Here is a 20,822-nt window from a genome sequence, read left to right as displayed (position 1 = left end):
TACGATCTTCCGACGTAGCGATTTCTATACGCTGCAGGAATGGCGAGGCGGCGACCTCACCGACGATCGCGCCCGGCGCGCGTAGGGTCGCGCCATGGCGACTGTTGCTCAACACATGATCTCTGCCTTGCAGGTCAGCGGGGTCGGCCGCGTGTACGGGTTACCCGGTGACAGCTTGAACGGATTCACCGACGCGATACGGCGATCGGACGGCACTATCACCTGGGAGCATGTCCGGCACGAGGAGGCCGCCGCGTTCGCCGCGACAGCAGAAGCCGCGCTCACCGGCCGGCTCGCCGTCTGCGCCGGGAGTTGCGGACCCGGCAATCTCCATCTCGTCAACGGGCTCTACGACGCGCAGCGCACCCGGGTCCCGGTACTGGCTGTCGCCGCGCATATCCCGATCGCCGAGATCGGATCCGGTTATTTCCAGGAAACCCACCCGGAAAAGTTGTTCCGTGAGTGCAGCGTCTACTGCGAGCTGGTCAGCAGCCCACAATCGGCCCCACGGATCGTGGAGATGGCGATGCGGGCGGCCGTAGAAGAACGCGGGGTCGCCGTGGTGGTGATCCCCGGAGAGGTGTTCCAGAGCCGGCTGTCCGACGATCGCTGGAGCGCCAGGCCGGTACTGCCGTCCCGGTCGGTGGTCCGGCCCGACGACACCACACTGCGCCGGGCGGCCGACCTCCTGAATACCGGGTCGCGGGTGACGATCCTCGGCGGGGCCGGGACCGCGGGCGCCCACGACGAGGTCATGGAGCTGGCCGCGGCACTGCAATCTCCGGTCGTACACGCATTCCGCGGCAAGGAATACCTGGAGTACGGCAACCCGTACGACGTGGGAATGACCGGGCTGCTCGGATACGCCTCGGGATACAAGGCGATCAAGGAAGCCGATGTACTGCTGATGCTGGGTACCGATTTCCCGTATACGCAGTTCTATCCCGAAGACGCCGCGGTCATCCAGGTCGATATCCGCGGCAGCCATCTCGGGCGGCGCACTCCGGTGGACGTGGGCATGGTGGGCAGTGTGCGCGACACCGCCGAGGCGCTGCTGCCGCTGCTCACCCGGAAAACCGATCGGGCACACCTGGAACGGTCGCTGCGGCATTATCGGCGCACCCGCACATCGCTGGACGAACTCGCGGTCGACGACCGGGGCCGCACCCCTATCCGGCCGGAATACGTTGCCGGCGTGGTGAACCGGTCCGCCGACGACGACGCCGTGTTCACCTTCGATGTGGGGTCCCCGACGACCTGGGCCGCGCGCTACCTGACCATGAACGGGCAGCGACGACTGACCGGTTCGTTCACCCACGGCACGATGGCCTGCGCCCTGCCGCATGCGATCGGCGCGCAGACCGCCTACCCCGGGCGGCAGGTGATCGCCCTCGCCGGGGACGGTGGATTGACCATGCTGTTCGGCGAGCTGCTCACGCTGGTGCAGAACGACCTACCGGTCAAGGTAATCGTGTTCAACAACTCGTCGCTGAACTTCGTGGAGCTGGAGATGAAGGCGGCCGGGGTGGTGAACTTCGGTACCGGCCTGGACAATCCGGACTTCGGTGCCGTCGCCCGCGCGATGGGGATATGGGGCCGCCGGGTCGAGCAGCCCGGCGACCTGGAGCCGGCGATCGCGGAAGCATTGGCCCACGACGGACCCGCACTCGTCGATATCGTCGTCGCGCGGCAGGAACTGACGATCCCGCCGGCCGTCTCGGCGGAGCAGGCCAAGGGTTTCACCCTCTACGCCATCCGCACCATCCTCGCCGGCCGGGGCGACGAACTGCTCGATCTGGTCACCACCAACGTCGCCCGGCGCATCCTCGACTAGGTGTACTGGCCGGAGACATCGGCTGAGGCAGACGGCCGACCTCGATCGCGAGGTTGATCGGGCATCCGGAGCGGAGTCTGCCGACCATACCGATTGCATTCTACAACCGGACCGTCGTAGTCTTCGACTGATTGCGATTTACAATCGGTTAGCCGGCCTCCAGTGCCGGGCGAGAGGAGAGCCGCCATGCCTGCCGAGGTGTTCCTTCACATCGCCGTATCGCTCGACGGCTACATCGAACGAGCCGACCACGACATCGACTGGGCCTTCGCAGACGACGAATGGGAGACCTACATCAACGACGTGCTGGCATCGATCGGGGGAATGATTTTCGGCCGCACCGCCCACGAGAAGCTTTCCGAGTACTGGCCGAACGCCGGGACAGGCGGCGGCGACCGTGCACAGGCTCCGAGGCAAAGCGTAACCACCCAACATTTGGAGGCCGTGCGGATGATGAACGAGCTACCGAAGTACGTGGTGTCCGACGGTCGGTACCAGAGCACCTGGGCAAACTCGCACATCCTGGACGGTGAGCTCGCCACCGAGATTGCCCGGTTGAAGCGTGAACACGACAGGGACCTCGCTCTCTTCGCCGGCGCGCGGGTCGCGCAGTCGTTCATGAAGCTCGGACTGATCGACTCCTACCGGCTCGTGGTCAATCCCGTCGTGCTCGGCACGGGTACTGCGCTGTTCGCTCGAGGCCTGCCGGAGATCCGCCTGAAACTCGACGACGTCAAGCAGTTCCAGTCCGGCGCTCTCGTGCTCACCTACTCCTGACCGGAGACATCGGTCGAGGTCACCCAGCCAGGCAGCTCGGTGACCTGTTGCCAATGCTGCACTCACCCCTGCCGGCGACGAAACCGCAGCCACAGCGGTTGGTGTCCTGCGCCGGGCGGTCGTACACCTGAGCCGTGTGCCGGTGTGTCGCCGGGAATTTCTGTGCGCGAACCCGGTTGATTCCGGAGTCGGTGAAGGGCCGGATACACGCGGACCGACCGGCCCGACCGGAAGGTAGACAATGAAATTCGCCGTCAGTTACAGCACTGCCCATCTCGGGACCGATCCGGATCGCATCGTGGACTACGCGCAACATGCCGAAGCCTGCGGATTCGAGGGGCTGTACCTGCCCGAACACCTGGTGCTGCACCCGGGCGCCCAGCTGCACGGTTTCGAGGTCCCACCCACGCTGCCGTTCCTCGATCCGCTCGATACGCTCGCCTACGTCGCGGCGGCCACAGACCGGCTCCTGTTGGGGACGGGTGTTCTACTGCTGCCCTACCGCCACCCCGTCGTACTGGCCAAACAGCTTGCCACCATCGACGTCCTGTCCAAAGGGCGGATGCGCTTGCTGACCGTGGGGCTGGGCGCTGTCCCGGCCGAAGCCGCGGCCACGGGGGTCGATTTCCGTACCCGGGGCCGCCGGGCCGACGAGGCGATCGATATCTTGCGGCTGCTGTGGTCCGGCGACGAGAACGGCGTGTCCTTCCACGGTGAGTTCTTCGCATTCGACCACCTCGTCCAATTCCCGAAGCCCTATCGCGACACCACGCTCCCGATTCATATCGGCGGCTCGAGCGCACCGGCCGCCCGCCGCGCCGGACAGCGCGGGGACGGATACTTCGCAGGCGGTGCGCTGCTCCCGGACCAACGCGCAGCCCAGTGGGAGCTGGCGCGGACAACCGCCGCGGACGCCGGCCGGGAGCCGGACCGGCTCGAGTACACCCGCTGGAGTGGATTCGATATGACCGACGAGCGACTCGCGGCTTTCACCGCGCAGGGCGTGGATCGGGTGGTGATGAGCGCCGGCTCCGCGGACCCGGAGGAACAGCGCGACGAACTGTCGCAGTTCGCCGAACGGTTCCTCGGCGCAGACCGGTGAGCCGGCCGTAACCGCGCCGCGGGCCCGAGAGGTGCTGGACCGGGCAGCGGTCGCCTCGCCGATCCGCGGGTCAGACCGCGCGGACCAGCGCCTGGCGCCCCCGCAGGTCCGCCAGGAGAACCTCGCCGCTGTGGAAGGTCTCGAGATCTTCGTCCGCGCGCTCCGGGATCCCTGCCGCGCCGAGCGCGCAGCGTTTGAACGCCCGGGCAGCGGTGCTCAACCGGTGATGCGCCGAGAAAACCCGGCAGGCGAGTTCGTCGGGCAGATCGTCACCCCAGACCGCCAGTTCGGACAGCCCTTTGTCGAGACAGTCGATGGCTCCTCGGCGGACCCATTCGTTGGAGGCGAAGACATCGGGAGCCAGCAGCACGCTCTCCGGCCAGGTGGCATGTACCGGGGCGGCGAGGGCGGTGGTCAGGTCCAGAACGGTGGCGCCGAGAATCTCCAGGGGGCGGACGTCGTCGTGTTCGGTGAGTACGGCGACCACTTCCCAGCCGCCCATCATCCGGTCGACGATGAAACCGCCCGCGTACTGCACCACGTCCACGGTGTTCGGGGCGACGATCGCGAGCCGGTGCCGCAGCGGGTGGCGCCGGGCATGCGCGCGCACGAGGTGGACCGGATAGAGGCCCGCGCGGATTCCGCACCCGGTGTCGAAGAGGCAATCAACCTGCTCATCCCATGGACCGATCACCGGGTACTCCGTTCGATAAACCAACTGCTGAAACAGTAGGGTCGAACGCGCAGTTGTGATGTGTATCTCACCGAAATACTCAGTGTGCCGTGCATCACAAATCGAGGTCTTTGGCAATGATAACTTTCATGACCTCGCTGGTACCCGCGTAGATGCGGGCCACCCGGGCATCGGTGTAGAGCCGGGCGATCGGATACTCCATCATGTAGCCGTAACCGCCGAACAATTGCAGGCAGCGATCCACGATACGGGCCTGAGTTTCGGTGGTGAACAATTTCACGCGGGCAGCGTCGGCGCCCGAAAGCTTGCGGTCCACCAGATCCCGCACCGCCCGGTCGACCATGGTCTGCGCGGCCTCGACTTCCGCGGACATGGCGGCGAGCTCGAATTTGGTGTTCTGGAACGATGCCACGGGTGTCCCGAAAGCCTTGCGTTCGCGCACATAGTCGATGGTCGCGGCTACCGCGGCGCGGGCCTGCGCCACCGAGCCCACGGCCACTGTCATCCGTTCCTGCGGCAGATTGTGGCCCAGATAGCCGAAGGCGACGCCTTCCTCCCCCAGCCGGTTGGCCACCGGCACCCGGACATCGGTGAACGACAGTTCCACCGTGTCCTGGACCTTGCAGCCCATCTTGTCCAGCACCCGGCCACGGTCGAAGCCCGCCATCCCGTCCTCGACGACGAGCAGGGTGAGCCCGGCGCGCCGGTTGGCAGGGTCGGTGGCCGTCCGGGCGACCACGATCACCAGATCGGCGAGCAGTCCGCCGGTGATGAAGGTTTTCGCACCGTTGAGGATGTAGTGGTCGCCGTCGCGGACGGCGGTGGTGCGGATACCGGCCAGGTCGGAGCCGGTGCCGGGTTCGGTCATGGCGATGGCCGTGAGCAGGCTGCCGTCGGCCAGGCCGGGAAACCAGCGGGCCCGCTGGTCACGGTCCGCGTATTCGAGGAAGTACGGCAGGATCACATCCAACTGGGTGCGGACCGTACTGAGAGTGACCAGTGCTCGCTGTGCCTCCTCCTGCAGCACCACGTTGTACCGGTAGTCCCGGGTGCCCATACCGCCGTATTCCTCGGGGACGGCGGTACCGAGCAATCCGAGTCCGCCGAGTTGACGGAACACCTCACGCGGCATCTGCCCCTGCTTCTCCCATGCGGGATAGTTCGGGACGACTTCCTTTTCGATGAACTCCCGCGCGAGATCCCGGAAGGCCTCGTGGGCGGGGGTGAACAGATCGCGGCGCATATTTTCTTCCTAGGTAATCAATTCCACGACGGTGGCGTTCGCCGTGCCGCCGCCTTCACACATGGTTTGCAGTCCGTAGCGAATGTCGTTGTCGCGCATGTGGTGCAGCATCCGTGTCATCAGCACGGCACCGGAGGCACCGAGTGGGTGCCCCAATGCGATCGCGCCACCGAGCGGATTGACCAGGTTCGGGTCGGCCCCCGTTTCGGTGAGCCAGGCCAGTGGAACGGGGGCGAAGGCCTCGTTCACTTCGAAAGCCCCGATATCGGCAAGTGACAGGCCGGCCTTGCGCAGCACCTTCTCGGTGGCCGGAATCGGGCCGGTGAGCATCAGCACCGGGTCGGCACCGGCCACCGCGCCGGCGCGATAGCGGGCCAACGGGCGCAGGCCCAGCTGCGTCGCCAGATCGGCCGTGGTGATCAGCAGGGCGGCGGCGCCGTCGGAGATCTGGGAGGAGTTACCGGCGTGGATCACGCCGTCGTCCTGGAACGCCGGCGTCAGTTTCGCCAGTTTCTCCGCGCTGGTGCCGCGCCGGATCCCTTCATCGGCGGTGACCACACCGCCCTCGGTGAATTCGCCGGCCGGGGCGGTGACCTCGACGATCTGCTCGTCGAATGCCCCCCGGTCCTGCGCCGCGGCGGCCAGCTCATGCGACCGCGCCGAGTATTCGTCGACGACAGTGCGGCTCAATCCCCATTTCGCGGAGATCAGTTCGGCGGATATGCCCTGGTTGAAAGAGAAATCGTCGTATCGCGACAAGACCGCCGGACCGTACGGCTGACCGGTGGCGCGAGCGGCGCCGAGCGGCACCCGGCTCATCACCTCGACTCCCCCGGCGACGACCACATCCTGCTGCCCCGACATGACGGTCTGCGCCGCGAAGTCCAGTGCCTGCTGACTCGACCCGCACGCCCGGTTCACCGTTGTTCCCGGGATGGTTTCCGGCCACCCTGCCGCCAGTACGGCATACCGGCCGATATTGCTCGACTGATCGCCGACCTGAGACACACAACCCCACACGACATCGTCGATGAGCTGCGTGCTCACCCCGGTCCGCTCGACCAGTTCCCGCAGCACCACCGCGGACAGGTCCGCGGCGTGCATCGCGGACAGCCCGCCTTTCCGTTTGCCGACCGGTGTACGCACCGCACCGGCGATCACTACTTCCCGCATCTACCCACTCCGTTCCGAGACGCCCCCGCCGTTGCCGTCCATACCCAGCGCACTTACGAGACGTTGCTGTCGACCGGCTTGTTCGCCGCTGTCCCCATCATCGCGAACCGGCGAGCCCCACACCCGCACCTTCTCCGGGACAGCTCGAACGCCACCTGCTGATCGCAGGTTCCGACCCGGCACTCGACCGAGTGCCGATGCCTCCCGGGCCGCCGCCACCGGGTGCGCGCGGGCCATCCTGCGGTCACCTGCAGCCTGCCCACCACGTACCACTGCCCCCGGTTCGCGCCGAATTCGGCCGGCGCAGGCCGGGTTCACCCGGACGATCGGCTCCTGCGGGATCCAGGTATCTCCGGCAGTCGATGGCACAACCCGGCTACTACTCATGCTCTCGGCTCCCGACAGCCTTCGACCCCTCCGCGTGACGACTGTTCCCGGCGGGCGGCAGAGACCATGCTCCGGTGAACCGGGGTGCGCGTTTCTCGGCAAAGGCGGTGTAAGCCTCGGGTGCGTCGGCGGTGGCGAAATTGACACCTTGGGCTCGGGATTCACCTGCGAGCGCCTCCCGAAGCGTGGCGTCGGCACCTTCGTTGAGCAGTGCTTTCGTCTGCGCGAGCGCGACCGGCGGTCCGGCCGCCAGCCGGGCGGCGAGATCATCGGTGAACCCGTCGATCTCGTCGGCGGCGACGATCCAGGTGACCAACCCGAGCGTTTCGGCGCGGGCGGCGTCGATGGTTTCGGCCAGCAGAGCGAGGCGTTTCGCCTGCTGTAACCCGACCAGTTTCGGCAGCAGCCAAGAGCCGCCCAGGTCGAGCGAGAGGCCGCGCCGGGCGAAGATCTGCGCGAATGTCGCGTCCGGGGTGGCCACCACCAGATCGCAGCCCAGTGCCAGATTCCAGCCGGCGCCGACCGCCACCCCGGTCACCTTGGCGATGGTCGGGGTCGGCAGTTCGTGCAGTTGCAGTGCCAGATCGCTGAAGATCCGCATCTTGTCCATCGGGTGCCGGGCATCGGGCACCGAGATATCGGCGCCCGAGCAGAAGGCACCGCCCGCACCGGTGAGCACCAGGGCGCGCACCGACCGATCCATACCGGTATCGCGTAGGACATCCGCCAGCTCACGCCATATGGCCCAGGTCATCGCGTTCTTGCGATGGGGACGGTTGAGAGTGACGGTCCGGATGCCGTCGCGGTCGGCGACGAGCAGTTCACCGGCGCCGTCGGCTACGGCGTTCACGACTGATTCCGATCGGCCGCCGCGGCGCGGTATTCGGGACCGATCACCTTCGCCACCCGCAATTCGGCGATATGCGCCGCTGTCCGGCCCAGCTCCTCCAGCACCGCGTCGGTGTGTTCGCCGAGTCCCGGTACCGCCCCCATCGGCGGTTCGAAACCGTCGACTACGGCCGGCGGTAGCAGCGCCGGGATCGGTCCGCCGGGACTGTCGATCTCGCGCCAGCGATCGCGGGCGGAAAGCTGCGGGTGGTCGAGAACGTCGGTGGTGGTGTTGTAGCGGGAGTTCCCGATTCCGGCGTCGTCGGCGGCCTTCTGCACCTCGGCGAGGGTGTGTCCGGCACACCAGGCGCCGATCGCTTCGTCGAGGTCCCGGCGATGCCTTACCCGATCCGAATTCGTGCCGAACCGGTAGTCCTCGGCCAGATCGGGCCGGCCGAGGACATCGCGCGCAAGCCGTTGCCATTCGCGGTCGTTGGTGGTGCCCAGGACGACCGTCTGCCGGTCGCCCGTGGGGTAGGCGCCGTACGGGGCGACCGCGGGGGAACTCATCCCGAGCGGCTGCTGTTCGACACCGCAATGCCGCGTGTAGTTCAGGTGATAACCCATCATCTCGGCCATCGTGTCGAACAGGCTGAGGCTGATGGCGCCGCCGGCCGGGCCGGTGTCGCGGTAGCGCCCGCACAGGGTCGCCAGGATCGACAGCGCCGCATACAATCCCGTGGTCACATCGGCCACCGCCGGCCCCGGTTTCGCGGGTTCGCCGGGCCGGCCGGTCACCGCGCACACTCCGGACTCGGCCTGGACGAGCAGATCGTAGGCGCGTTTGTGCGAGAGCGGCCCCCCGGCACCGAAGCCGTCGATTTCCAGGGCGATCAGCCGAGGATACCGTTCGGCGAGTGCGGCCCGGTCCACGCCGAGGCGAGCGGTGGCCCCGGGCGCGAGGTTCGATACCAGGACATCGGCGCGGGCGAGCAGCTCGTGCAGGATCTGGAGGCCGCGTTCGGATTTCAGGTCCAGGGTCACCGATTCCTTGCCTCGGTTCACCCACACGAAATGCGCGGCCTGCCCCGCCACCACATCGTCGTAGTGCCGGGCGAAATCCCCGCCCGCCGGGTTCTCCACCTTGATCACCCGAGCCCCGAAGTCGGCGAGTGTACGGGTGCACATGGGCGCCGAAACGGCCTGTTCCAGCGCCACCACCAGCACCCCGGCCAGCGGACCGGCGGGCTGCATCAGATCACCATGCCGCCGTCGACCGGCAGCACCTGGCCGGTGACGAAGGACGCCGCATCGGAGGCCAGGAACACGAATGCCCCGGCCACTTCGTCGGGTTCGGCCCAGCGGCGCAGCGGGATGCGGTTGATCATCTGTTCCGCGAATTTCTCGTCGGTGCGGATGGTTTCGGTCATCGGCGTGGCAGCCAGCGGTGCCAGCGCGTTCACCAGGATGTTCTTGCGGGCGAGTTCGCGGGCCAGCGATTTGGTGACCCCGATGATCCCGGCCTTGGCGGCGGAATAATTCACCTGCCCCAAAGTCCCGGTGAGCCCCGCCGAGGAGGTGACATTGATGATGCGCCCCGTGCCGTCCGTGGCGAGGTACGGCAGTGCAGCCTGACTGCAGTTGAAGGTTCCCAGCACATGCACATCGAAGATCTTGCGCATCGATTCCGGGGTCGTTTTCGGGAACATGGCCGGCGCGGTGATCCCGGCATTGTTCACTACGATATGCACTTTCCCGCCACCCAGTTCGGCGGCCTGTTCGGCGGCCGCGACCGCGGATTCCGGGTCCGCGACATTCAGCGCGCAGGCCCGCGCGGTACCGCCGTCGGCGGTGATCTTCTCCGCGACCGTTCCCGCCGCGGCGCCGTCGAGATCGGTGACCAGTACCGCCGCACCGTGGGCGGCCAGTGCCCGCGCCACGGCCGAACCGATACCGCCGGCGGCACCGGTGACCAGCGCCGCGCGGCCGGTCAGATCGAATAGTCCGTTCTTCGCTGCCATCAGTAACTCCTCGGCATTCCCAACACGTGCGACCCCAGATAATTGAGGATCATTTCCTGACTGATCGGCGCGATCCGCATCACGCGTGACTCCCGGAAGTACCGGGAGATGTGATACTCCTCCGAATACCCCATACCGCCGTGCGTCTGCATCGCGCGGTCGGCGGCCTCGAAACCGGCTTCGGCGCACAAATATTTGGCAGTATTGGCCTCCCGGCCGCAGGGTTTACCCTGGTCGTACAACCAGGTCGCTTTCCGCAGCACCAGTTCTGCCGCGTCCAGCCGGGCCAGCGAATCGGCCAGCGGGAACTGGATTCCCTGGTTCTTGCCGATGGGCCGCCCGAAAACTTCGCGCTCGTTCGCGTAGCGCACCGCGCGATCCAACGCGACCCGCCCGATCCCGAGCGCTTCGGCCGCGATCAGCATCCGCTCGGGATTCAGGCCGTCGAGCAGATATTCGAATCCGCGGCCCTCCTCACCGACCCTGTCTTTCACCGGGATCCGCAGATCGTCGATGAACAATTCGTTCGACGAGACCGCATTGCGGCCCATCTTCGGAATCGGCCGGATATCGACGTGGTCGCGGTCGAGATCGGTGAGGAACAGCGTCATACCGCTGGTCTTCTTCTCGACGTCGTCGTACTTCTGGGTGCGGGTGAGCAGCAGGATCTTCTCGGATTCCAGCGCTTTGGAGATCCATACCTTGCGGCCGTTGACCACGTAGTGGTCGCCGTCGCGGCGGGCGAAGGTGGTGATCCGGCTGGTGTCCAGGCCCGCGCCGGGTTCGGTGACGCCGAAGCAGACGTGCAGTTCACCACGCGCGACCCGCGGCAGGGTGCGCTGTTTCAGTTCGTCCGAACCGTGCACGATCACCGGCTGCATACCGAACAGGGACAGGTGAATCGCGGTGGCGGCGTTCATGCCCCCGCCGGACCGCGAGACCTGCTCGGCCAGGATCGAAGCCTCGGTGATCCCGAGGCCGTTCCCGCCGTACTCCTCGGGGATGCAGATACCCAGCCAGCCGCCGTCGGCGACGGCGCGATAGAACTCGGTGGGGAACTGGTGATCCCGGTCTTTTTCCATCCAGTACTGATCGTCGAATTTGCGGGCCAGTTCGGCCACCGAATCCCGGATCAGCCGCTGATCCTCGGACAGTTCGAAACTCATACCGTCGGACACATCAACTCCTCTCGTTCGCCGCCGTGCGGCCGGGGAGCGCCTGTTCGCATTCGAGCAGGCCACCGCCGTCATTCACATCGACCCACCTGGCGTAGGTTCATCGCCGCCGGACCGGGCAGGCACCACCGCCGGTGTTCACCGCTGTGGCACTGCGACCTCCCCGAGTTCCTGGCCCGGCCCACCGGGCAGACGGCCGGCGAGCTGGGCCAGGTCATACGACTGCCGCGCCATCCAGTACCGCAGCACCCCGGTCAGCGAATATCGCAGGAACAGCGTCGCGCCCACGATGCTCACCGCGACACCGGCCAGGGCGATGATGATCGCGTCGCGCTGCACCAGTGCGTCGGAGGTGTTGTTGGACATCAGATAGCCGAGCACGATCACCACCGGGCCCAGGATGAGCAGGGCGACACCGACCCGCAGCCACAGACCACCGCGGCCCGCAGCGGGGTCGGGGATCTTCAGCTCCGCGAGTTCGGCGACGAAGCGGTCCGCGCGTGTGGATTCGGTCATGAGGGACTTCCTAGATAGAGAGTGGCCAATTGATTACGGAGCCCGAGATCGGGCGGGCCCTGATGTTCGATGCGGCCGCGGACCAGTACCGCGGCGGTATCGGCGATATCGAGTACCGCGGCGGCGAACTGCTCGACGATCAGTACCGCCACACCCTGGCGGGCGATTTCGGCGACCTGTTCGTAGAGCCGTCCCACGACCAGCGGCGCGAGTCCCATCGACAGTTCGTCGAGCAGCAGCACGGCCGGGTCGGTGACCAGGCCGCGGGCCAATGCCAGCATCTGCTGTTCGCCGCCGGAGAGCGTGCCCGCGGTCTGCCCGGCCCGCTGCGCCAGGATCGGAAACCGCGCGAACGCGATATCTTCGATCTCGGCGACCGGGCGGCCGGTGAACGACATCATCAGCAGGTTGTCGCGGACGGTGAGGTTGGGGAAGATGCCCCGGCCCTCGGGGATCAGGCAGACACCGGCGCGGGCGAGGTCGCGCGGGTCGGCTCCGTTGACTGTGCGCCCGCCGAGCCGGAGTTCGCCGTCGGCGATCGGATGCACCCCGGCCGCCACCTTCAGCGTGGTGGTTTTTCCGGCGCCGTTGGGTCCCAGCAGCGCGACCACTTCCCCGGCCCGCACACTCAGGTCGACACCGTGCAGGACGGTGATCGCGTCGTAGGCGGCGCGGATTGCGGTCAATTCGAGGAGTGCGGTCACGAGTCCCCCAGATACGCCGCCAGGACCTGTTCGTCGCGGCGGATCACCTCGGGTGGTCCGCCGGCGATCACACTGCCGAGGTCGAGGACATAAACCTGGTCACAAACGCTCATCACCAGACCCATATCGTGTTCGACCAGCACCACCGCGGTACCGTCCGCGGCCACCGAACGCAGCAGTTCGGCGAATCGATCCGTTTCCGCACTGTCCTGTCCGGCCGCGGGCTCGTCGAGCAGCAGCAGGGTGGGCCGTACCGCAAGAGCGCGACCGACCTCGACCAGCCGCGCCAGCCCGGTGGGCAGCGAATCGGCCAGATCACCGGCGCGGTCACCGAGACCCAACCGCTCGACGATCCCGTCGACGACCTTCTCCGCCTGGCGTCGCCGCGGGCCGAGTTCCGCGGCGACGAGCAGGTTGTCGCGCACCGAGAGACGGCCGAAGAGTTCCAGCCGCTGGAAGGTTCGCGCCATTCCGCGCCGGGCCCGGCGCGCCGGGTCGAGCCGGGTGATATCGCGGCCCGCCAACAGGACCCGACCGCCCGCGGGCCGGCGCAATCCGCAGATCACGTCGAACAGCGTGCTCTTCCCGGCTCCGTTCGGCCCGATCAATCCGGTGACCGCGCCCGCTTCGGCCTGTAATCCGGCGCCGTCGAGGGCGCGCCGGCCGCCGAAGGTGACGGTGATATCGCTAACGTCCAGCAGTGATGGCATGATCGAGCACCTCCTTGTCCTCGGGCCGCCACGGCCGTTTCACGCCCCACCATTCGACAGCCACATCCGGTTCTCCGGCGGCGGCGCGCTGTTCGCGGTTGTTCGCCAGGATGCGGATCGCGAACACCGCGAGCAGCGAGCCCCAGAAGAACATCCAGCCGTCGATCACTCCGGCCAGCCGCACCAGCCACAGCGCCACCGGTACGGCGACCATCAGCACCAGGGTCACCCGGTTGCGGATCGCCGCCTCGAATCCCTCCCGGATACGGGCGACCGCACCGTGGCTCACCACACCGCCGCCGAAGGCGATACCGGCCAGCGCCGGAAGGACGTGGATGAGGTTCTCGGTCGAGGGGAACAGCACCGGAATCGCGAGCATCGGCCCGTAGAGCGCGACGCCCACGAACAGGCCGTTGCCCAGCGCGCCGAGCCCGGCGAACACGGCCACCAGGAAGAGCGGCAGACCGGCCACGAAATTGAACTGTTCGGGGGTGACCGAGCCCATCTGCATCCCGAACAGCGCACCACCGAGCCCGGCCAGGCCGGCGCTCAACGCGAAAACCGCCACCTTGGCTCGCAGCAGGTTACCGCCGAGTGTGGCGTAGGCGGCTTCGCTGTCGCGTAACGCGATGAGCCGGCGGCCGAACCGGCCGCGCCGCAAGGCGGCCACACCGAGCGTGGCCACCGCCAGGCAGACCGCCGCGAATATGGTGATGCTCTGGGCGGTATCGAGGCGCAGCCCGAACAGGTTCGGCCCGAACACCTCCACCGAACCCTGATCGAAGAACGAGATCTCCACACCCGCGATGTCGAAGGACGGGAGGGTGAAGATCCACCGATCGAGCACCACTGCGAATGCCGCGGTTCCCAGCGCCAGATACACACCCGAAAGGCGTAGTGCCGGAAGCGCAATCAAGGTACCCGCCAGCGCCGCGATCGCGACAGCCGCGAGCAGACCCCACAGTTCGCCGTCCGGTGCGAGTTGCCCGTAGGCGATCGCCCCGATACCCGCCATGCTCAGCTGGCACAGCGATATCTGACCGGCGTACCCGGACAGCGGTACGAACGACAAGGCGATGACACCGAAGGCGAACATCGGCCCGTAGGCGATCAGATCGCTTTCCCCGAGCGTGGTGGCGACGATCGAACCGAGGATCACGATCACCACCGCGAAGAACACCGCACCGCTACGCGACGGTGTGGGCACCGGGCTCAGTCTGCGGTCGCGGCCGCGTAACCGCCCGTGCGGGAACAACAGCAGCGCCGCGAACAACAGCAGCGCCGGTGCGGCGAGCCGCAGGCCCGGCAGGTATTCGTTCTGCGGCAGATACCCGGTCAGATAGCTCTCCATCAGACCCACCACGATCGCGCCGAGGAAGGTCATGGGCAGGCTGCGCAACCGCCCGAAGATCGCCGCGGTGTAGGCGCTGACGATCAGCAGCGACAGCGTGGACGCGTCCAGTGACACCGTGGGCGCGATGAGAATGCCGCCCACCGCGGCCAATTCGATACCCAGGATCCAGGCGACCCGGTTGGCGCGGACCGGATCGGCGCCGGTGAGCCCGGCCAGGGCCCGGTCGTCGACGGTGGCCCGCATTTCCGCACCCGTCCGGGTGTTGAACAGCAGCACCCGCAGCACCACTGCGACCGCGATCGCCACCAGCATGGTCAATGCCTGATGCCAGGTGACGGTAGCGGCACCGAGCCGGATCGGTTCGGCATCGGCGAAGAAGGTGGGTAGCGTGCGCGCTTGCATCGGATCCCAGATCCAGCGCGCGGTGGCGATGAGGCCGCTGAGCAGCGCGACCGTCATCACCAGTTTTTCCGCGTCACCCAATCCCTGCACGGCCCGCAGTGCTCGTTCGACGAGTAGCCCGGACAGCGGTGCCAGCACCAGCAGCACGATCGCCAGGGCGACCGGTACGGGTACACCCCAGCCGGCCGTGAGCTGCCAGTAGGAGAAGGCGGCCATCATCCCGGCCGCGCCGTGCGCGAAATTGAAGATTCCGGTGGTCGTATGGGTGAGCACCAGGCCGCTGCCGATCACGGCGTAGACGGCCGCGGTGCTCAGCCCGACGATCCCGAAAGCGAGGAATTGATCCATGGTCGGTTACTCGACGTCCGCCATGGTCTTGCCGACATCGGCGAGCGTCATCGGCTCGCCGTAGTCACCGGTGTACCGGTAGGGCGGGGTACCGCAGCGGAACAGGCCCTCGTTCGCACCGAACTCGGGTGCCGTCCAGCCCTCGGGTGTGGCCTGCATGACGTTGAAGCAGTTGGGCGCGGGGTCTTCTGCGGCCAGATCGTTCGGGCTGTGCAGCCCGCCACCGGTCCATTCGGTCTCCTTCTTCGCCGTATCCACCACGCAGGTGCGGGTGAGTTCGGAGCCGCAGGCACTCGCGGCTTTCGCGAACAGCAGCCAGGCCGAGAACGCGCGGATCGCGGGCAGACTGATCACCGCGTCCGGCGCGTACTGCTCGTACAGCTTCTGCAACTGCTGCACGGCGGGCGATTCGCCGGCCAGCTGCGGCGGCACCACCCCGCCGAGATCGACGATATTGTTCTGGAAGCTCGCCGAGCGTCCCAGCAGTTCGATGTAATCGGGCCGGAAAGCGTTGTTGGTGGGGTCGATCCAGTCGAGCTTGTAATCCATCGAGGTCAGTTTCTCCTCGAGTTTGGCCAGCGGCCCGTCCTCACCGATGAATATGAGGCCACGCACCCCGCTGTTCTTGATCGCCTGTGCGTAGGGTGTCCAGTCGGTCACCCCGCCCACCGGATACAGCTGGTTGTAGACCACCTTCGCGCCCATCGCGTTCAGCGATTCGACGGCCTTGTCGCCGAGCACCTTGGTCACCGGCGAGTCGCCGTTGATGATCCCGATCGCCCCGGCCGATTCCGGATACGCCTCTTTGGTCAGCCACTGACGGGATGCGTTGTAGGGGTCGTAGTGGGCGTAGGTGCTCTGCGAGGCGATCACCTGCAGGTCCGTGCCGAGATTGGGCTGCTGGGAGATCTGTGCGGGAAAGTCCGGCAGGGTGCATTCCAGCCGTTCCTTCACGCCGAGCCCGTCCAGTCCCGCGCCGCCGCCGACGAGCGCGAAATCGGTGCGGCAGGCTTCCACCATCTTCTGCCGGACCGCCATCACCTTCGAATCGTGGATTTCGGTGGTGATCGTGCGACCGTTGATACCACCGGCCGCGTTGCACCAGGAGGTGAACACTGTCGCGGCATCGACGAATTCGGGGTTCTTGGAGTAGCCGACATCGGTGAAGACACCGGCGGTGATCTCGCTGTCGGTAACACCCTGGGTGGGCGAGCCCGAGGCGTCACCCTCGCCGCAGACACCGGCCAGGTCGCCGAAATCGGCCACGACCTTGTCACCGGAGGAGGGACTCTCGGTTTCGCTGCCACTGCGGCCTGAGCAGCCGGCGGTGGCGAGTAACGCCACCGCTATCAGGACGGTGGCTGTTCTCATCGGTCTCACGATGGTCCTTTCTGAGCTGACCCCCATCGGTCAGCCGATCGTGATCGGGCGAGCGACCCGCCCGTACACCGAGTTCGAGTCGGACACCCTGGCCGATTGACCGCCGTACCCAGCTCTCGGTGAATGAAAACTAGCTTCTCACTTATCGAGAATCAATATCCTATTTTTCGGGTACACCTCACTGCGGGCGACCACACCTGCCGCGACCCGGTCGGCCGCAAAGGTCACGACGACAGCCTCACCACCTGTCGATACACCTTCACGTTGACTATCCGGTCGGCTCATGGAAACCTGTTATCCGAAAGCGAGAATATCATTCTCATCGAGAGGAGGCGCGATGCGAGTACCACCGCTACCCGCGGACCGGTGGGACGAGGACGTCGACGACGCGCTGCGGGTCATGCTGCCGCGTAGGTTGCGCAACCCGGAGTCGGCGAGCAACGCCCTGTCGACACTCGCCCGGCACCCCGCGCTGACCAAGGCGTTCCTCACTCTGAACGTCCACCTACTGTTCCGGTCACCGCTCCCGGCCCGGCTGCGCGAGATCGCCATCCTGCGCGTCGCGCACCTGCGGGACTGTGTCTACGAGTGGAACCACCATCGCGAAGCCGCGCGCACGGAGGGAATCACCGACGACGAGATCGCCGGGGTCGCCCGGGGCGAGGCCGCCGACGCGGTCGATCAGCTGATCCTGCGCACCGTCGACGAACTCGAGGAGAAATCGAACCTGTCCGACGCCACCTGGGACGGACTGTGCGCGCATCTCGACGAACACCAGCGGATGGACCTGATCTTCACCATCGGCACCTACAACACACTTGCCGCGGCCTTCAACACCTTCGGCACACGATCCGAGTACGAGAGGTAATCCCTTGGCACACTTCAACAAACCGGCGGCGGGTAGCTGGACCGAACACTACCCGGATCTGGGCACCGAGCCTGTCGACTACTCCGATTCCATCGATCCGCAGTTCTATGAGGACGAGCGCGAGGCGATCTTCAAGAAGACCTGGCTCAATGTCGGCCGCGTGGAACGGCTGCCGCGCAAGGGGAGTTACTTCACCAAGGAACTCTCCGCCGCCGGCACCTCGCTGATCATCGTGCGCGGTAACGACAACGAGATCCACGCCTACCACAACGTCTGCCGCCACCGCGGCAACAAACTCGTCTGGGACGATTACCCCAACGAGGAGACCTCGGGCTTCTGCAAACAGTTCACCTGCAAGTACCACGCCTGGCGCTACAGCCTCGAGGGCGAACTGACCTTCGTCCAGCAGGAGAAGGAATTCTTCGGCCTGGACCGCGCCGACTACGGGCTCAAGGACGTGCGGTGCGAGGTGTGGGAGGGGTTCATCTTCATCAACCTCGATCAGGACGCCGAACCGCTGACCACCTTCCTCGGCCCGATGATCAAGGGGCTGGAGGGTTATCCGTTCCACGAGATGACCGAGGTGTTCAGTTACAAGGCCGAGGTCGGCAGCAACTGGAAACTGTTCATCGACGCGTTCGCCGAGTTCTATCACGCGCCGATCCTGCATATGAAGCAGGCGGTCAAGGACGAGGCCGACAAGCTCGCCGGTTACGGCTACGAGGCCCTGCACTACGAATTGCAGCCGCCGCATTCGATGATCTCGTCGTGGGGCGGGATGGCGCCGCCCAAGGACCTGAACATGGTCAAACCGATCGAGCGCATCCTGCGCAGCGGACTGTTCGGACCGTGGGACCGCCCCGATATCGACGGCCTGGACCCGCTGCCCGTGGGGATCAACCCGGCCGGCCACCGGGCCTGGGGGGTGGATGAATTCGAGATCTGGCCGAACTTCTCGCTGCTGTTCTGGGCGCCGGGCTGGTACCTCACTTACCACTACTGGCCGACCGCCGTGGACAGGCACATCTTCGAGGCCAACCTGTATTTCGTGCCGGCGAAAACGGCTCGGGAGCGGCTGGCCCAGGAGCTGGCCGGCGTGACCTTCAAGGAATACGCGCTGCAGGACGCGAACACCCTCGAGGCGACCCAGACGATGATCGCGACCCGCACGGTGACCGATTTCCCGCTCAACGACCAGGAGATCCTGCTCCGCCACCTGCACAAGACCGCGCAGAAGAAAGTCGAGGAATACCGCAATGGCAACTGAGGACACGACAGCGTTGCCCACCGAATTCGCCGATCTGGCGCAATTCGCGGACTGGATCCTGCCCACCGAACCCGAGCGGTACGCCAAACGGCTGGCCTCCACGATGCCGGAGATGCAGGACTTCTACGACGCCGCTATGGCGCGGCTCGAGGATGCCATCGCCTACTGCGACCGGTACGACCTCGACGACCTGCCCGACGACGCCCGCAACCTGTTCCACCTGATGCAGTCGCTGGTGATGGCATCGTTCCCGGTAGAGGTCTGGAAACAGCCGCGGGTGCCCGACAGCGGCGCGGCCTACCTGGACATCGTGCGCGAACCGGTGGTGTAGCCATGTTGACACTGCGGGCCGCCGGGCTGCTCGATGTGGACTCCGGCGAAATCGTCCGGCCCGGCATCCTGCGCATCGAAGGGGACCGGATCGTCGGCGTCGGCGGCGAACCGGAGGGCGAGATCATCGACCTCGGCGATCTCGTCCTGCTGCCGGGGTTGATGGATATGGAAGTGAACCTCCTGATGGGCGGACGGGGCGAAACCGGACTGAGTTCCTCGGTACAGGACGACCCGCCGCTGCGGATGCTGCGCGCGGTCGGAAATGCCCGGCGCACGCTGCGTGCGGGGTTCACCACCGTGCGCAACCTCGGGTTGTTCGTCAAAACCGGCGGATATCTGCTGGATGTCGCGCTGGGAAAGGCGATAGATGCCGGCTGGATCGACGGTCCGCGCATCGTGCCGGCCGGCCATGCCATCACCCCCACCGGCGGACATCTGGACCCCACAATGTTCTCGGCCTTCGCCCCCGATGTGCTGAAGCTGACCCTCGAAGAAGGCATCGCCAACGGTGTCGACGAGGTACGCAAAGCGGTGCGGTACCAGATCAAACACGGCGCCCAGCTGATCAAGGTCTGTGTCTCCGGTGGCGTGATGTCGATGACGGGAGCGCCGGGCGCACAGCATTATTCGACCGAGGAACTGCGGGCGATCGTGGACGAGGCGCATCGCCGCGGCATGCGGGTGGCCGCGCACACCCACGGCGCGGAGGCGGTGAAAGAAGCGGTCGGGGCCGGAATCGACTGTATCGAACACGGTTTCCTGATCGACGACGAAGCCATCGCCCTCATGGTCCGGGAAGGCACCTATATGGTGCCGACCACACGCTTGGCCGATGCCATGGATGTCTCCAAGGCGGCACCGGAACTCCAGGCCAAGGCGGCCGAAATGTTCCCGCGCGCCCGGACATCGGTGAAAGCCGCCTTCGACGCGGGGGTGAAGATCGCCGTAGGCACCGACGCGCCGGCGATCCCACACGGCCGCAATGCCGACGAGCTGGTGGCTCTGGTCGAGCGGGGACTCGATCCGCTGTCGGTGCTGCGGGCGGCGACGGTCGTCGCCGCCGAGCTCATCCAGGTCTCCGACCGCGGCCGGCTCGCCGAGGGCCTGCTGGCGGATGTGATCGGGGTACCCGGTGATCCGCTGGCCGATATCACCGTCACCCAGCAGGTGCGGTTCGTGATGAAAGGCGGAAAGGTCTATGGCAGCACACGATGACCTGATCGAAATCCAGCAGCTGCTCGCCCGCTACGCGGTGACCATCACCAAGGGCGATATCGACGGCCTGGTCGGCGTATTCACTCCCGACGGCAGCTACAGCGCGTTCGGCGACACCTACACCCTCGACGTGTTCCCCGAACTCGTCGACGCCGCGCCGAAGGGCCTGTTCCTCACCGGGACCCCGCTGATCGAACTGGACGGCGATACCGGCACCGGCACGCAGCCGCTGTGTTTCGTGGAGCAGTCGACCCACGATATGCGGATCGGGTACTACACCGACACCTACCGGCGCACCGACCGGGGCTGGCGCCTGGCCACCCGCGCGATGACCTTCATCCGGCGCAGCGGTATCCACGATTCCGGTATCCCACACGCCTTCGAGCGGCCCTCGGCATGAGCGAGTCAGGCCCGGAGGCGGTAGCGAAGCGTCACCACGCAGGGCCCTCGCCCATGCCCGATCGACACAGCATGAGCGAGTCAGGCCCGGA

General features: G+C 66.5%; 20 protein-coding genes. 8 read left to right on the top strand and 12 right to left on the bottom strand.

What is annotated here, in order from left to right; all coding sequences use genetic code 11:
* The first annotated feature begins 94 nt into the window (after window positions 1-94).
* From poxB to NS6_RS27410, 3 genes are all read left to right on the top strand, one after another.
* The gene (gene poxB / locus NS6_RS27420; protein ID WP_068047550.1) at window positions 95-1,834 is read left to right on the top strand and encodes a ubiquinone-dependent pyruvate dehydrogenase; all 1,740 of its coding nucleotides are present in this window, start codon (window positions 95-97) and stop codon (window positions 1,832-1,834) included.
* Window positions 1,835-2,020: 186 nt separating this feature from the next.
* Window positions 2,021-2,611: a dihydrofolate reductase family protein gene (locus NS6_RS27415; RefSeq protein WP_068047547.1), complete on the top strand. Its 591-nt coding sequence runs from the start codon at window positions 2,021-2,023 to the stop codon at window positions 2,609-2,611.
* 241 nt (window positions 2,612-2,852) lie between these two features.
* Window positions 2,853-3,713, top strand: coding sequence for a TIGR03619 family F420-dependent LLM class oxidoreductase (locus NS6_RS27410; protein WP_068047544.1), 861 nt, complete (start codon window positions 2,853-2,855; stop codon window positions 3,711-3,713).
* A gap of 70 nt (window positions 3,714-3,783) precedes the next feature.
* On the opposite strand, the gene NS6_RS27405 is transcribed toward NS6_RS27410, so the two are convergent.
* The 12 genes from NS6_RS27405 to NS6_RS27350 all read right to left on the bottom strand — a co-directional run bounded on the left by NS6_RS27405 (window position 3,784) and on the right by NS6_RS27350 (window position 16,639).
* Entirely contained in the window at window positions 3,784-4,407 is a 624-nt protein-coding gene (locus NS6_RS27405) for a hypothetical protein (RefSeq protein ID WP_084471462.1), read from the bottom strand.
* A 94-nt stretch (window positions 4,408-4,501) separates the two neighbouring features.
* Window positions 4,502-5,650 carry an acyl-CoA dehydrogenase family protein gene (locus NS6_RS27400; protein WP_068047541.1) on the bottom strand — a complete coding sequence of 383 codons (1,149 nt, stop codon included), beginning with the start codon at window positions 5,648-5,650 and terminating at the stop codon, window positions 4,502-4,504.
* A gap of 9 nt (window positions 5,651-5,659) precedes the next feature.
* Window positions 5,660-6,823: a thiolase family protein gene (locus NS6_RS27395; protein WP_068047538.1), complete on the bottom strand. Its 1,164-nt coding sequence runs from the start codon at window positions 6,821-6,823 to the stop codon at window positions 5,660-5,662.
* 379 nt (window positions 6,824-7,202) lie between these two features.
* Entirely contained in the window at window positions 7,203-8,060 is an 858-nt protein-coding gene (locus NS6_RS27390; RefSeq protein WP_084471461.1) for an enoyl-CoA hydratase/isomerase family protein, read from the bottom strand.
* Window positions 8,057-9,292: a CaiB/BaiF CoA transferase family protein gene (locus NS6_RS27385; protein ID WP_068047535.1), complete on the bottom strand. Its 1,236-nt coding sequence runs from the start codon at window positions 9,290-9,292 to the stop codon at window positions 8,057-8,059. Before NS6_RS27385 ends, NS6_RS27390 begins: the two co-directional genes overlap by 4 nt.
* Window positions 9,292-10,059 carry an SDR family NAD(P)-dependent oxidoreductase gene (locus tag NS6_RS27380; RefSeq protein WP_068047532.1) on the bottom strand — a complete coding sequence of 256 codons (768 nt, stop codon included), beginning with the start codon at window positions 10,057-10,059 and terminating at the stop codon, window positions 9,292-9,294. The genes NS6_RS27385 and NS6_RS27380 overlap by 1 nt, the downstream gene beginning before the upstream one ends.
* Window positions 10,059-11,225: an acyl-CoA dehydrogenase family protein gene (locus tag NS6_RS27375; protein WP_068047529.1), complete on the bottom strand. Its 1,167-nt coding sequence runs from the start codon at window positions 11,223-11,225 to the stop codon at window positions 10,059-10,061. Before NS6_RS27375 ends, NS6_RS27380 begins: the two co-directional genes overlap by 1 nt.
* Before the next feature lie 147 nt (window positions 11,226-11,372).
* On the bottom strand, window positions 11,373-11,750 hold the full coding sequence (locus tag NS6_RS27370) for a hypothetical protein (protein WP_068047526.1): 378 nt from the start codon (window positions 11,748-11,750) through the stop codon (window positions 11,373-11,375).
* Window positions 11,747-12,454 (bottom strand): ABC transporter ATP-binding protein, encoded by a 708-nt coding sequence (locus tag NS6_RS27365; protein ID WP_068047523.1) that lies wholly within the window; start codon window positions 12,452-12,454, stop codon window positions 11,747-11,749. Before NS6_RS27365 ends, NS6_RS27370 begins: the two co-directional genes overlap by 4 nt.
* Window positions 12,451-13,164, bottom strand: a complete 714-nt coding sequence (locus NS6_RS27360; protein ID WP_068047520.1) for an ABC transporter ATP-binding protein — start codon at window positions 13,162-13,164, stop codon at window positions 12,451-12,453. Before NS6_RS27360 ends, NS6_RS27365 begins: the two co-directional genes overlap by 4 nt.
* The gene (locus tag NS6_RS27355) at window positions 13,142-15,268 is read right to left on the bottom strand and encodes a branched-chain amino acid ABC transporter permease (protein ID WP_068047518.1); all 2,127 of its coding nucleotides are present in this window, start codon (window positions 15,266-15,268) and stop codon (window positions 13,142-13,144) included. Before NS6_RS27355 ends, NS6_RS27360 begins: the two co-directional genes overlap by 23 nt.
* A gap of 6 nt (window positions 15,269-15,274) precedes the next feature.
* Window positions 15,275-16,639, bottom strand: coding sequence for an ABC transporter substrate-binding protein (locus tag NS6_RS27350; protein WP_068047515.1), 1,365 nt, complete (start codon window positions 16,637-16,639; stop codon window positions 15,275-15,277).
* A gap of 346 nt (window positions 16,640-16,985) precedes the next feature.
* On the opposite strand from NS6_RS27350, the gene NS6_RS27345 reads away from it, so the two are divergent.
* From NS6_RS27345 to NS6_RS27325, 5 genes are read left to right on the top strand one after another with little or no spacing between them, the layout of a single operon-like run.
* Window positions 16,986-17,516, top strand: coding sequence for a carboxymuconolactone decarboxylase family protein (locus tag NS6_RS27345; protein ID WP_068047512.1), 531 nt, complete (start codon window positions 16,986-16,988; stop codon window positions 17,514-17,516).
* A 4-nt stretch (window positions 17,517-17,520) separates the two neighbouring features.
* Window positions 17,521-18,783: an aromatic ring-hydroxylating oxygenase subunit alpha gene (locus tag NS6_RS27340; RefSeq protein WP_068047509.1), complete on the top strand. Its 1,263-nt coding sequence runs from the start codon at window positions 17,521-17,523 to the stop codon at window positions 18,781-18,783.
* A complete protein-coding gene (locus NS6_RS27335; RefSeq protein ID WP_068047506.1) occupies window positions 18,773-19,114 on the top strand; it encodes a hypothetical protein in 342 nt (113 codons plus the stop codon). The genes NS6_RS27340 and NS6_RS27335 overlap by 11 nt, the downstream gene beginning before the upstream one ends.
* Before the next feature lie 2 nt (window positions 19,115-19,116).
* A complete protein-coding gene (locus NS6_RS27330) occupies window positions 19,117-20,331 on the top strand; it encodes a metal-dependent hydrolase family protein (RefSeq protein ID WP_068047503.1) in 1,215 nt (404 codons plus the stop codon).
* Window positions 20,315-20,731 (top strand): nuclear transport factor 2 family protein, encoded by a 417-nt coding sequence (locus NS6_RS27325; RefSeq protein ID WP_068047499.1) that lies wholly within the window; start codon window positions 20,315-20,317, stop codon window positions 20,729-20,731. The genes NS6_RS27330 and NS6_RS27325 overlap by 17 nt, the downstream gene beginning before the upstream one ends.
* The last annotated feature ends 91 nt before the right edge of the window (window positions 20,732-20,822 follow it).

The sequence above is a fragment of the Nocardia speluncae NBRC 108251 genome, assembly GCF_001613245.1.
Lineage (GTDB): Bacteria > Actinomycetota > Actinomycetes > Mycobacteriales > Mycobacteriaceae > Nocardia > Nocardia speluncae.
Note: the sequence above shows the minus strand (reverse complement) of the source record. Positions and strands in the feature narration are given on the sequence as shown.